The organism is Photorhabdus aegyptia, assembly GCF_000612035.1.
In the GTDB taxonomy this organism is placed as follows: domain Bacteria; phylum Pseudomonadota; class Gammaproteobacteria; order Enterobacterales; family Enterobacteriaceae; genus Photorhabdus; species Photorhabdus akhurstii.
In genome coordinates this window covers 38,819-51,485 of the sequence record NZ_JFGV01000037.1, presented here as the reverse complement: position 1 = coordinate 51,485, position 12,667 = coordinate 38,819, and the positions used below count along the sequence as shown (strand labels likewise).

The following is a 12,667-nucleotide window of genomic DNA, read 5'->3' as shown; positions in this document are numbered from 1 at the left end:
GAAGTCGAGATAGACGAAAGCTATTTCGGGGGTAAACGTAAGGGAAAACGCGGGAGAGGTTCAGCCGGAAAAGTCCCTGTTTTCGGGCTTCTCAATAGACGCTAAAAATGGTCAAAACCATATCAATGGGATAGAGAATTTTTGGAACCAAGCCAAACGTCATATGCGTAAATTTAATGGCATACCAAAGGAACACTTTGAGCTCTTTCTCAAGGAATATGAGTGGAGATTTAACACACCGGGGGTAAAAGACCAATTACATATTATAAAACAAATAGTTAAGGGGAAAATATGATCGTTATCTAGGACAACCCCTTATTTTAAATCATATTCTATAAGGAACATATTATGAGATTTCCTATCTATGACGTTAATGGCAATCGTCTATATGATGAACATGGAAACATTGTGATTACCATCACTAGTGGAGTCGAAATACCAAAGAATCTAGGTACATTAATCGATATACCACCTAATTGGGGAGCAAACTTAATTAATGGAATTGATAATAGCTTTAATATTCCCTTCACCAAGTTTGATGATTTTAAGGTAAATGTTGATTCGATAAGCTCTTCCAGCATTATTAATGGTATTTCTGGTTTAAATCAGGAACAAAAAGATAAACTAGAACACATTATTAATGAACAAAAAAAACTAGCTGACGAAGATCTTCAAGCAGCTAGCAGAAATTTTATGGGTATGACGCATGAAGAACTTGTTTTATATCAAAGTTATATTTCAGAACTTCAAAAAACCAGATCTAAAAAATTAATTGAGTTAATTAACAAAATGATTGGTATTATTAACAACACACCGGAAGGAAGAACGCTAAGTGATGTCAATAAATACCCTTACGAGAAAACGCATCGGGTAGATGTGGGTATCATTCAATATACAATCCGTATGAGAATTGGCAATGAAAAAGAATTAAATGAATTGTTAAATAACAAACCAAGGACATCTTTTAACAGTAATTCTGTTCCTCTTGATAAGATGGTTCATTCTAAACTTTATGGATCAGTTAGTAATCTATTTTTATATTATCAAGACCTGAAAGATAAGTTAAATAACGCATTGGACAAAGAGTTAGAAAAAATAGAATATCTTGAACAATTATTAACTACAGATAATAAAATGAATGGACTTGACATGTTTTCTCATTTTACAGGAAAATCAGGCCAGGCACTCACACTCTCTGGAATCGGTGTACATGATAAAGTTCGCGAATTAATGCATAAACCAGGGGCATTTGGCAAACCAGAGGGCAGCATTCAATCTCGTTTTATTTCACAAATTCAAAGTGGCGAACGAATTTATTTTGAAAATAATTATGATTTCGCTAAGGAAGCAAAAATACAAGTTGTCGATCCTCTGTGGGCTATTGGAGATGCAACAGTAAGCGGAACTTTGAAAGATACTAAGGCTGAAAATATTGGCGATAAATATAATATATCTGGCGTAATAAATTATAAATTTTATGACGAATTTACAGACCCGTACGATATGAAAGATTTAATTGGTAAAGAGTGGAATCCTAATGGAACTCCGTTTGATATCACAGGGGAGTGGAAAGAAAATGTAAATTTTCAGGTCGATAAAGATGTTTATGAAAACAAAGTCAAACCATTGATTGAAAAGCAATAGCATTAATATCCACCATCGAAGGTCGCACATTTAATGTGCGACCTTATACAATAAAACAATTAAAAAAACCATTGATACATAATCATAGGAGAAACATGGCTGAATATTGCAATAATAGTCATTAATAACGATACTAATATGGTTTTTTTTAAATTTCTTCCTAATATAAAATAATTAGCTACCATAGATAGCATAAAAAAAATCACAAATATCGACAAAAAAAGAGCAATTAATAACATAACACAATCCATTATTGAAGAAATTGTCTGTAATATTACATCAAATGAGGATCAATTTTTAGTGGGAAAAATTGAGACTTATGTCACGTCTATTGATATTTCAGATAAATTTTTCTGGCCTATTAGCGGCAGTGGCCAAGGCCAATTTTCACCACATCAGTAATACCAAAAACGACCGCTCGTCAAGTGAGAGCGTTTCTGGTGGGAAAGTCTGAGGAGGAAGTGTTCTTAACATAGCAGCAAGCTCCATTTAGTGAACGGGACTTAATTAAAACAAAGTGCCGGATAAAAAACCAGCACTTTGTCAATAATCTGAAATGCCCCGCACGGGGCATTTTTCTAACCATACTTCTTGGCAAAATCTTCATCGGAAGTGCAAAGATAAATAATAAATTCAATAAATGCGATAAGTGCAGGGATTAATGTCCAGCAAAATAGCAGATATAAAATCCCCATACCGATTTTGCCCAGATAAAATTTATGAGCGCCAATGTAACCAAGAAAAAACGCCAACAGTGCAGCAACAATTCGGTTTTTACTACCAGAAGAATAAGTCTTTATCATCGCGCCACAATGTGGACATGATTGTGCAGACTCATGCAATATTCGACCACAACCAAAGCATCCAATCATTTTTGACATCAATATCCCCCTTAAGATAAGTTTAGGAACGAAATAACTAAATTAATTTTATAGCAAAAAAACTAACCATCATATTTTCAGTTCTGTTTATATTAGATAGTCATATCTAAACAGTATATAAACCTACCAGATATATCTCTTAGGAATAAAAAAAACACCTACCTTAAAAACAAAGATAGGTGTACAAATACAATCAGGTCTACAGACGGATAGTGCCTCACTCAACGTTAAGTCCGGTCGGCGATGAAAAAATGGTTATATCTTACTCATCTGTGACATGGACAATAGGCACCGATAATCGGCTCTGCATCATCCCTGGGTTTATGAAGCGTATGCAATCATAAGAAATAGGATGAGCATCTACGTTTATAATAATGCATTTAGTGTGCCAACTTTTATGCAAACGAAAGCTGCCTCGCTTCATCAGCTATTTCCCTATTTATTACAACAACAAATCGAATCATCACAAAATTCATTTTATGCATTGTCTCTTATTTGAGACAAAACATAAGGTATTTAATATTTTCATTATAATTCAATTTGTTATAAGTCTCTTATTTGAGACAGCTAATATATCAATTGTCGTCAAAATACAAAAAATAAGAAATTTACATATAAAACAAATAGTTACTTTAAAAAAAACAATCCACTAAATTTGCATCAGCAGAGCGCAACTTGAAGGTAAATGGACAGGAAAGGAAACAAAAAGTCAGGGGGACAAAAAGGGATAAAACGCAAAAAACCCTGCATTGCAGGGTTCTTTTAGAATTTGGTCGGCGAGAGAGGATTCGAACCTCCGACCCACTGGTCCCAAACCAGTTGCGCTACCAAGCTGCGCTACTCGCCGAAATTTTTCATTCTTTACTCTCTTTTTTATGGTGCGAAAGGGGGGACTTGAACCCCCACGTCCGTAAGGACACTAACACCTGAAGCTAGCGCGTCTACCAATTCCGCCACCCTCGCGTGTCATAAAAAAGATGGGGTGGCTAATGGGACTCGAACCCACGACAACTGGAATCACAATCCAGGGCTCTACCAACTGAGCTATAGCCACCATAACAGCTATTTACTTCTAAACACTTAACTACCAACAGCGTAATGCATCACCGCAGCTCTTGCACGCAAATAATGGCGCGCCCGACAGGATTCGAACCTGAGACCTCTGCCTCCGGAGGGCAGCGCTCTATCCAGCTGAGCTACGGGCGCTTAACGCCGTTGCGGATGGGGATAGTACGGATTTAATGATCTACTGTCCAGCGCTTTTTTAAAGAAATGATGCGTTTGATTACACCTTGTTCATTTCATAGATAAAGCCAGCCCTTAATTTCCCTACTCACTACCACTGTGACAGTAAATCAGTCGATCAGACCTTGAGTTTTTTACCGTTAAAAAACGTCACCAACCAATAAATCAGCGACACCATCAACAAAAATCCCCCACCTACCAGCAATGAGAAACGGGTATCCGGGTTAATTGCCATACCGATCAACACACAACATAAAAATGCCAATGTCAGATAATTGACATAGGGGAACAGGATAGATTTAAAACCATGTTGTTTCAGTGCTTGTTGATGGTGCTGACGAAAACGCAATTGGCTCATCAGAATAACAAACCACGGCACCATTCCCGGTAACACACTGGCACTGTACACATAAACAAAAACCGCCTGCGGATTTGGGATCAAGTAATTCAAACTAGAGCCTACTATCAGGCACAGGATTGTAATAGCAATACAGATTACCGGTACCCCATTCTTTGACAATTTCGTCAGTGATGAAGGCAACTGACGGTTTTGCGCCAGCGCATAGAGCATCCTTCCACCACTGTACATGCCGCTGTTACAGCCGGAAAGCGCAGCCGTCAATACAACAAAGTTAATCACGGCTGCCGCTGAGGTGATCCCGACTTTGGTAAATGTCATTACAAACGGGCTGCCCTGTGAACCCACTTCTGTCCACGGAAATAATGTAACGACAATAAAGATCGCGCCCACGTAGAAAATCAGGATACGCCAGAGAATATTGTTAATCGCTTTCTTCAATGTCACCTGAGGGTTCTTCGCTTCCCCCGCAGTGATACCAACCAACTCCACCCCCTGATAAGAGGCAACCACAATACAGAGCGCAAACAAAAACCCTTGCCAATCACCCGCAAAGAAACCGCCATGCGCAGTCAGATTATCTAACCCAATAGGCTGCCATTGATTACCAATACCGAAAAATATCAATCCCAAACCAATCAGGATCATGACGATAATTGTGGTCACCTTAATCATCGCAAACCAAAATTCCAGCTCACCATAAAGACGTACCGCCGCAAGGTTAGCCAAGGCGACTAATGCCACCGCAATCAATGCCGATACCCACTGGGGCAGTTCAGGGAACCAGAACTCGGCATAAACCCCGATAGCCGTTATTTCTGATATTCCTACTGCCACCCACATAAACCAATAGCCCCAAGCGGTGAGGCATCCCCAATATGGGCTGAGATATTTATGACCAAAAGAAGCGAAAGAACCCGTGACAGGTTCAAGAAACAGCATTTCTCCCATCGATCGCATAATGAAAAAAACAAAAATTCCGGCAATAATATAAGCCAGCAAAACGGAAGGGCCAGCCCATTTCAGTGTACTGGCCGAGCCCATAAACAGACCGACACCAATTGTGCCGCCTAATGCGATCAGCTCTATATGACGGGCTTCTAAGCCCCGTTGCAAGCTATGTTGTTGATCTGCCATAAATTCCCTGTCCATTGTTATATGTTGTAATGTGTAATAATAAAAACGCACAAGACTGATGTTAATCAGCCATAAAAAGGTCAGGGATCAAAACATGTTTTTCCACTGAGTGGAATAAAAAATTATCCAATAATTAACTACAAATAGTGAAAACCCGGCAGGATCAAACTGTTAGATAAATATTGTGGAATAAATTCATTGTATCGACTGATGAAAGCATCACCTGTCGAAAATTCACACAACAGGCAAGGAGCGGATTTACAGACGACCACTGTAATAATATCCAAGAAATTTCAGTAACTTAAACTGGCGACGAATACGGCTCGGTTGTGATAACAAGCGATAAAGCCATTCAAGCCCCAAATTCTGCCATGCTTTTGGCGCACGTTTTACATGGCCGGTAAATACGTCATAAGTACCGCCAACTCCCATATACAACGCATCCGAATGAATTTTTCGACAGTCACGCATAAAAACTTCCTGTTTAGGCGATCCCATTGCAACTGTCACAATCGCCGCACCGCTGGCATGAATCCGTTCAAAAACAGCATTACGTTCTTCTGGCGTGAAATAACCGTTCTGGCTGCCAACAATATTGACGTTCCACTGAGCTAGCAGTTTACTTTCCGTCTGTTCCAATATCTCTGGTTTACCTCCAACCAGAAAAATAGGTGTGCTTTCTTTACCGGCACGCTCCATGATGGCTTCCCATAAATCAGCACCCGCTACACGAGAAATTTCAGCACCCGGGTATTTACGGCGAATAGCACGTACAATACTGATACCATCAGCATACAGATATTCTGCGTCACTCAGCAGTGTACTTAAAGCTTGATCTTCCTCTGCCGTCAGAACTTTTTCCGCATTAATCGCAACTAAAGTACCCGTTTTTACCTGTCCGCGTTGAAAAATATGGTCAAGAAAGTGCGCCATATCGCGGAAGCCCCAAATATTCAAACCACGAATACTGTATTTAGGAATATTGTTTAGCTCCATTTTCTTTCCTCACATTGCAGCGGACGTTTTTGTGATACAACCAGGTTACTAGTCAGATACTTTTTAATCAGCCCCGCGCTCTCAAATAGCCAGTACAACAACTTAGCAATTACCAGACATAAGCCAAAAATAATACAGAAAAACACCACACGGGAAACAAATGAATCCACTCCTTCGCGAGCTAACACAATCATGTTGAAGATCGCGCCAAAGCAAAATGCCTGCAAGATAGCGGCCTTATAACGATTAGTCTCCTGTTTTCCTAATTCATAAATCCAGTCAAACCACTTAATTATCAATCCAACAACAATCGCACCAACCGGAATAAACAGCACGCCCCCCATCACAACCAGAGAACCGATCAAAGTTGGAGAAATTGCCAGACCAGAGTGGTTATCCAGTACTTCCCAGGTAAAATAATTCGCAGAATTCAACACAGCATCAGGGCGTCCTGGCCAAAGCCAGCTTGGAATAAAGACATAGAAATCACGGATAATAGGCGCTAACCCCTGAAACTCAATTTTGTCGTAGTTATTCAGCAGTAACGCAAAATTTTCCCACGGTGAGAAAGTATCCCTTGTCAGGTAGAGGAAAGTATAAAACGCTTCTGCACCACTGACATCCAAACTATAACGTTTGAGCGCCAACCAAAACATGCCAACAATCCCTATTGCTCCCGCCGTTACCAACATCCACAAGGTTATCCAGCCACGCACAATACCAATAAACAGAAACAACGCGAACGCAATAATAATATTAGCCCGTGTTCCGCCAACAATGACATAAGTTAGTATCCCAAAAGCCACTGTGCTCATCAGAAAAAACAGCCAACGTAACTGTGTCGGCTTCAAGAAATAGACCACCAACATGGCAGGAATAAAGAAGTAAAAGAACCGCTTCAGGGCAACACCGGAAACCTGACTGGAAAAAATTTGACTGTACGACTGTAACTTAAACAGTAGAAAACCGTTTTGCATAAAGAACAGCCCCACTGTCACCACCGCAACTGATGCCAGTAGTAACCATGTAAAGTTAGTTTCTACCCGGTTCATGGTAAATACCGGTGCTTTAGGCTGCATAGACGGCTTTCTTAGCCGGGTTTTATAACTGACGTAATAAATACCATAAAAACAGGTCGAAGCCAGTAGAGCATGTAGTAAGGCATCTACAGGCACCACTTCAACATCAAATTGGAAAACCAGCAAACACGTCAGTGGAAAGCCAAAATAGAATGTCAGCAAATAAAGCAATGAGAAGAATATATTAAAATTAAAACGTACACGCCGGAATTCCTGATAGGTCAACGTCAGGATGAAAACCAGCGATATCAGGTAAACAGCAAATAATCCGCCAAACTGCGTTAAAGTCATTGCTGTTCTCCCGCCGCTTTTGCCAGCGCCTGCCGCCAGCCATCAATAAAGTTCGGGCTAAAGAAAGCTATCTCATTTCTATCCAAGGAGAGCATCTGCCGTTGTGCTTCCGCAATCAGTTGGCTATCTAAAGGATCTCCAGAGAAAAATACCGGCACTTGCTGTTCTGTCAAATCCTGCCAAAAAAGATTCTGACGACTGAGTACAAATGGCACACCAAATTGTATCAACAGACAAATTGTTCCAATTCCCTGCTGGCGATTAAACATGAAATACCCTAAATCACAACGGCGCAGTAATGCCAGATAATCATCAAACGCCATATTTTGCTTAATAATGTTCAAATGTTCTGGCCGGAACAGCGATAAAGCAGCCTGTTCAACCTGATTAATATAAACCTGATTGTTTTCAGGATAACCCATTGGGATAATGATTCGCACCTTATCGCCAAACTGCTGATGAATAGTTTTCAATGCCGTAATATGGCGGTTCGATCGATCACCGGAATTCCCCAACAAAATTGTCATCTTGCCATCTTCAACAGGCACTCTTTCTGCAATTGTCAAAGCAGGTTCCATTCTGGTTGGAAAATAGAGCAATGATGTCGGTACGTTTGGATGATGCTGGGAATAAAAATAGAGATCTCCACGAACCGCAAACACATGCCCTACCCGGCGCTGTGCCAGGCGACGCAAGAAATAGAATAGACGGAATTTTAACTGACTGGAGTCTTCATACAGATCAGCTCCCCAGGCATGCCACCAAAACTGATTACGTTTGATTTTTCCTGACAACAGCGCCAACCACAAACTCACATTAAATTGGCCGTGAAAAAAAAACCGACAATCTCTATCTGAACAGGCTTGAGCAATAACAGCCTGCGCCAGAGATTTTTTACTGTCGAAGAATGCCATATCCAATGCCGGACAATCATCCAATAAAGCGCGATTCCTGGTCACCACCATAAATTTCGGTTTGGCTAAAAAACCAATTTCTTGTGCTAAGACGTCATTAAAAAAGCGTAATATTGTTCGATTGTGATGTGGGATATCAGATCCCAAAACGTGAATTAGGGTTGTCATGCTCGCCTACGATAAATAAGAAATGCACCACAACAAAGGGTGAAATAAATAATGTAAGTTGCCATATAGGCTTGCGCTGCACCTAACGCTCCGTTTACAGGGATAAGCCAGTGGGCAAAACCAGTAAGCAGTAAAAACTGACTAACTTCTGTCAACACATAAAAACGCAACGCAGCCTTGGCAATCACCAGATAGCCAAAAACATAAGCGCCCACTTTCAGAACATCACCCACCAACTGCCAGGCAAATAAATCACGCATAGCAGTAAATTTGTCAGAAAACAGTAGCCAAATGGCAAAATCACGCAGCAGCCATACAGTAAAACTTACAACAGCCACCGCAGGCAAAACAAATTTCAGCGCCTTAATTATCTCATTTGATATTTCTCTCTTACCCTGCAATCGTGAAAGCGTTGGCAACAGATAAACAGTAAAAGATGCTGTGATAAATTGCAGGTAAGCATCGGAAATACTGCTTACACCTTGCCAGATACCCACATCGTGCCAACTATAATGCGCTGCCAACAGATTTCGCATCATCACGTAGGCAACCGGTAAGGTAATAGAAGTCAGCAGAGCCATAAGGGTAAACTTGCCAAGCTGACCTGCCAGCACTTTATCCCACATGGGCTTAAAACTTGAAATTGATACCGCTTTGAGACGCCAAACCATCAATCCCGCAGGAAATATGATTAATGCTGGCACTAAAGCCAAACCCGCCAAAGCGCCTTCATACCCACCAAGGATAAAACAGAGATAATAGGCCATCACGCCAATCACGCTACCAAAAATAATCGCCAGCGCATTCCTCTGTGCATCTCGGTATCCTTTCAAAATCGCCAAAAAATAGTTGGCAAAAGCAATCCCCATTTGAATAAAGGCGAGTGCCTGCACAACTGGCTCATAATCTTGATGACCAAATAACCCAATACTAATAGATCCGCTAAACAGCAAAAAAATCACTGCCAACAGCGTGGAAAACCCAAGGATAATGGCAGAAGAGGTTCCCAGTACCGCACGCAATCTTTCCGGCTGCTGCTGATACTCAGCAACATATTTAGTCACACCGTTAAAAATACCGGCGCCAGCCAATACCCCAAGCACAGTGATAAGCTGACGGAAATTACCCGCCTGTCCAACCCCACTGGGGCCAAAAGCAACCGCCAGTAATTTAACGATCAAAAGCCCCACACCGATTTTTATCAGTGTGGAGCCCGCGGTCCATATTGATGCTTTAGCCAACGACATATTAGGCGAAGTATTCCCGAATATGTTTGATGACAATCTGCTGTTCAGCGTCTGTTATGTTGTAAAACATCGGCAAGCGCACTAGACGATCACTTTCACAAGTAGTAAAGCGATCCTCCCCGTGAAAACGGCCAAATTTTTCACCGCCGGGGCTGGTGTGCAGAGAAACATAATGGAATACCGTTAGTACACCCGCGTCCTTCATATAGCTATTGAACGCTGAGCGTTCTTCAACATCTTTCAGCTTGATATAGAACATATGAGCATTATGTTCCAACCCTTCAGGTATGACGGCCAATGTCAGGAGACCAGCATCAGCTAGCGGTTTTAATGCTTGATAATAGGTATTCCACAAGGCAAGGCGACGCTCATTGATTTTTTCAGCTTCTTCCAATTGCGCCCACAAATAAGCAGCCTGAAGCTCCGACATCAGATAACTCGAACCGATATCGCGCCAAGTATATTTATCAACTTGACCACGGAAAAACTGACTACGATTAGTCCCTTTTTCGCGAACAATTTCCGCACGGGAAATCAGTGATTGATCATTGATAAGCGCTGCACCACCTTCACCACCAGAAGAGTAGTTTTTGGTTTCGTGGAAACTGTAACAACCAATATGTCCAATAGTTCCCAGTGCACGCCCTTTATAAGTAGACATTACCCCCTGTGCAGCATCTTCCACGACAAACAGGTTATATTTCTCTGCCAGCGCCATAATGGTATCCATTTCACAGGCCACGCCAGCGTAATGCACCGGAACAATCACGCGGGTTTTAGCTGTAATTGCTGCCTCGATTTTGGTCTCATCAATATTCATGGTATCCGGGCGGATATCGACGAATACAATGGTTGCACCACGCAGTACAAACGCGTTAGAACTGGAAACGAAAGTGAAACTCGGCATGATAACTTCATCACCGGGTTGGACATTTAGCAAAATAGCCGCCATTTCCAGTGCAGCGGTACAGGATGGTGTTAATAGAACTTTCGGACAATTGAAATGTTGTTCCATCCACTCTTCACAACGTTTGGTGAAACCACCATCCCCGCAAAGCTTACCGCTCTCCATTGCTTGCTTCATGTAATCTAATTCAGTGCCAACTACTGGTGGTTTGTTAAATGGAATCATTTCATCCCCTATATAACCAATACGCGGTGCTTTCAACAAACGCACCACTGCGTGTATAAAGGCGCAAAGCAGCGATGTTGCTGGTTTGTGTCGCAATCCTTAACTGCCGTATTTGGTGGCGTTGACACCACTGCTGCGCCGCCAACATCAATTTTGAGCCAATACCACAACCAATATTTTCTGGGAATACGGCCAACAAACCCATACGAGCCTCTCCAGCCCCAATATTTCGTAAAGTAACAAATCCTGCGGGTTGCCCACTATCTCCGTTTACCAGTAAACATTGATGATCAAATGTCCCCAATACCGCTTTTTCAACCCAAGTCGCGTAAAAACGACCACTATCCTGTGGTTGATACCACGGGGTTCGAAAACGACTCAAAGGAAATACGTTGGAAGCTATCTCTTTCAACATCGGGATATCTCGCCGCTCAGCCGAAAGCAACCTACTCTCAGAATTGTCCTTAGCATTTTCTATGCCAATTATTAAGGAAAGGTCTACTTCCCCTTCCACTAACGAAAAACCCAACGCGAATAATCCATCAATAAGATCCAATCGCTGCGCAGGTACTTTAGCTTGCACTAAAGCATACTGATCTAACTGAGATGAGGTTAGCAGACCGGCATCAGGCGTGAAATCAAGGCGAGCGGTGGACAACCCAAAATAGTGGCTATCCCACTCTAGTGGCTCAATATTGGCGCGCACGGACATGGAGCAGATCCAGCAGATATTGGCCATAGCCAGTTTTTGACAAGGATTTTACTGTTTCTCTTAGCTGTGCATCATCCAGCCAACCATTACGCCAGGCGATCTCTTCAAGACAGGCGATTTTAAAACCTTGACGCTTCTCAACGGTCTGCACAAAAGTACTGGCCTCAATCAAGCTGTCATGAGTGCCAGTATCCAACCAGGCAAAACCACGCCCTAACAACTCAATATTTAGTTCGCCACGTTCCAAATACATCTGGTTAATACTGGTAATCTCTAGTTCACCTCTGGCAGAAGGCTTAACCTGCTTAGCAAAATCTACTACTTGATTATCGTAGAAATAGAGACCCGTTACCGCCCAGTTGGATTTTGGCTTTTCTGGTTTTTCCTCAATAGAAAGAACACGGAACGCATCATCAAATTCCACCACCCCAAATCGCTCAGGATCCATCACTTGATAACCAAAAACAGTCGCCCCTTTTCCACGAGAAACAACATTTCTCAGTTTTGGGCTGAATCCTTGTCCAAAGTAAATATTGTCTCCCAATACCAAGCAGCAAGGCCCATCGTTGATAAACTCCTCACCAATCAAAAATGCCTGAGCTAGACCATCCGGTGATGGCTGTTCTTTATAGCTTAAGTGAATACCAAACCTGTCGCCATCACCTAACAGCCGGCGGAAAGAAGGTAAATCTTCCGGTGTAGAGATAATCAGAATATCACGTATCCCTGCCAACATGAGTACTGACAAAGGATAGTAAATCATTGGCTTATCATAAATTGGCAGTAATTGTTTGGAAACACCCTGTGTTATCGGATGCAATCGGGTTCCTGATCCACCTGCCAGAATGATCCCTTTCATATTT

General features: G+C 41.8%; 10 protein-coding genes, 4 tRNA genes and 1 pseudogene. 2 read left to right on the top strand and 13 right to left on the bottom strand.

The genetic code is table 11. The annotated features are described in order from the left end of the window. Nucleotides 1–295: pseudogene (locus BA1DRAFT_RS22640) on the top strand (transposase); the annotation flags it as partial. A 53-nt stretch (nucleotides 296–348) separates the two neighbouring features. Beyond that, complete coding sequence (locus BA1DRAFT_RS21315; protein WP_051560776.1) at nucleotides 349–1,644, top strand: hypothetical protein; 1,296 nt, start codon at nucleotides 349–351, stop codon at nucleotides 1,642–1,644. 578 nt (nucleotides 1,645–2,222) lie between these two features. On the opposite strand, the gene BA1DRAFT_RS12735 is transcribed toward BA1DRAFT_RS21315, so the two are convergent. The 13 genes from BA1DRAFT_RS12735 to rfbA form a co-directional block, all read right to left on the bottom strand. Then, nucleotides 2,223–2,525, bottom strand: coding sequence for a TM2 domain-containing protein (locus tag BA1DRAFT_RS12735; RefSeq protein ID WP_036779700.1), 303 nt, complete (start codon nucleotides 2,523–2,525; stop codon nucleotides 2,223–2,225). A 770-nt stretch (nucleotides 2,526–3,295) separates the two neighbouring features. Beyond that, a tRNA-Pro gene (locus tag BA1DRAFT_RS12730) sits at nucleotides 3,296–3,372 on the bottom strand. Between the two features lie 29 nt (nucleotides 3,373–3,401). Then, a tRNA-Leu gene (locus BA1DRAFT_RS12725) sits at nucleotides 3,402–3,488 on the bottom strand. Between the two features lie 15 nt (nucleotides 3,489–3,503). Next, nucleotides 3,504–3,579, bottom strand: a tRNA-His gene (locus BA1DRAFT_RS12720). A 75-nt stretch (nucleotides 3,580–3,654) separates the two neighbouring features. Next, nucleotides 3,655–3,731 (bottom strand) — tRNA-Arg (locus tag BA1DRAFT_RS12715). 157 nt (nucleotides 3,732–3,888) lie between these two features. Next, a complete protein-coding gene (gene thrP / locus BA1DRAFT_RS12710; RefSeq protein ID WP_036779697.1) occupies nucleotides 3,889–5,265 on the bottom strand; it encodes a bifunctional threonine/serine APC transporter ThrP in 1,377 nt (458 codons plus the stop codon). Nucleotides 5,266–5,523: 258 nt separating this feature from the next. After that, nucleotides 5,524–6,261, bottom strand: coding sequence for a lipopolysaccharide N-acetylmannosaminouronosyltransferase (gene wecG / locus BA1DRAFT_RS12705; RefSeq protein ID WP_036779695.1), 738 nt, complete (start codon nucleotides 6,259–6,261; stop codon nucleotides 5,524–5,526). Beyond that, a complete protein-coding gene (gene wzyE / locus BA1DRAFT_RS12700; protein ID WP_036779692.1) occupies nucleotides 6,252–7,631 on the bottom strand; it encodes an ECA oligosaccharide polymerase in 1,380 nt (459 codons plus the stop codon). The genes wecG and wzyE overlap by 10 nt, the downstream gene beginning before the upstream one ends. Continuing rightward, on the bottom strand, nucleotides 7,628–8,713 hold the full coding sequence (locus BA1DRAFT_RS12695; RefSeq protein WP_036779689.1) for a TDP-N-acetylfucosamine:lipid II N-acetylfucosaminyltransferase: 1,086 nt from the start codon (nucleotides 8,711–8,713) through the stop codon (nucleotides 7,628–7,630). The genes wzyE and BA1DRAFT_RS12695 overlap by 4 nt, the downstream gene beginning before the upstream one ends. Further along, on the bottom strand, nucleotides 8,710–9,960 hold the full coding sequence (wzxE, locus tag BA1DRAFT_RS12690; RefSeq protein ID WP_036779687.1) for a lipid III flippase WzxE: 1,251 nt from the start codon (nucleotides 9,958–9,960) through the stop codon (nucleotides 8,710–8,712). Before wzxE ends, BA1DRAFT_RS12695 begins: the two co-directional genes overlap by 4 nt. A gap of 1 nt (nucleotide 9,961) precedes the next feature. Next, entirely contained in the window at nucleotides 9,962–11,092 is a 1,131-nt protein-coding gene (gene rffA / locus BA1DRAFT_RS12685) for a dTDP-4-amino-4,6-dideoxygalactose transaminase (RefSeq protein WP_036779684.1), read from the bottom strand. Between the two features lies 1 nt (nucleotide 11,093). Beyond that, nucleotides 11,094–11,804 carry a dTDP-4-amino-4,6-dideoxy-D-galactose acyltransferase gene (gene rffC, locus BA1DRAFT_RS12680; RefSeq protein ID WP_036779681.1) on the bottom strand — a complete coding sequence of 237 codons (711 nt, stop codon included), beginning with the start codon at nucleotides 11,802–11,804 and terminating at the stop codon, nucleotides 11,094–11,096. Continuing rightward, entirely contained in the window at nucleotides 11,782–12,663 is an 882-nt protein-coding gene (gene rfbA, locus BA1DRAFT_RS12675) for a glucose-1-phosphate thymidylyltransferase RfbA (protein ID WP_036779708.1), read from the bottom strand. The genes rffC and rfbA overlap by 23 nt, the downstream gene beginning before the upstream one ends. Between the last annotated feature and the right edge of the window lie 4 nt (nucleotides 12,664–12,667).

Bases quoted from the DNA above. Each gene is read 5' to 3' on its own strand.
- BA1DRAFT_RS21315 (WP_051560776.1), top strand. From the start codon at position 349: ATGAGATTTCCTATCTATGACGTTAATGGCAATCGTCTATATGATGAA.
- BA1DRAFT_RS12735 (WP_036779700.1), bottom strand. From the start codon at position 2,525: ATGTCAAAAATGATTGGATGCTTTGGTTGTGGTCGAATATTGCATGAG.
- thrP (WP_036779697.1), bottom strand. From the start codon at position 5,265: ATGGCAGATCAACAACATAGCTTGCAACGGGGCTTAGAAGCCCGTCAT.
- wecG (WP_036779695.1), bottom strand. From the start codon at position 6,261: ATGGAGCTAAACAATATTCCTAAATACAGTATTCGTGGTTTGAATATT.
- wzyE (WP_036779692.1), bottom strand. From the start codon at position 7,631: ATGACTTTAACGCAGTTTGGCGGATTATTTGCTGTTTACCTGATATCG.
- BA1DRAFT_RS12695 (WP_036779689.1), bottom strand. From the start codon at position 8,713: ATGACAACCCTAATTCACGTTTTGGGATCTGATATCCCACATCACAAT.
- wzxE (WP_036779687.1), bottom strand. From the start codon at position 9,960: ATGTCGTTGGCTAAAGCATCAATATGGACCGCGGGCTCCACACTGATA.
- rffA (WP_036779684.1), bottom strand. From the start codon at position 11,092: ATGATTCCATTTAACAAACCACCAGTAGTTGGCACTGAATTAGATTAC.
- rffC (WP_036779681.1), bottom strand. From the start codon at position 11,804: ATGTCCGTGCGCGCCAATATTGAGCCACTAGAGTGGGATAGCCACTAT.
- rfbA (WP_036779708.1), bottom strand. From the start codon at position 12,663: ATGAAAGGGATCATTCTGGCAGGTGGATCAGGAACCCGATTGCATCCG.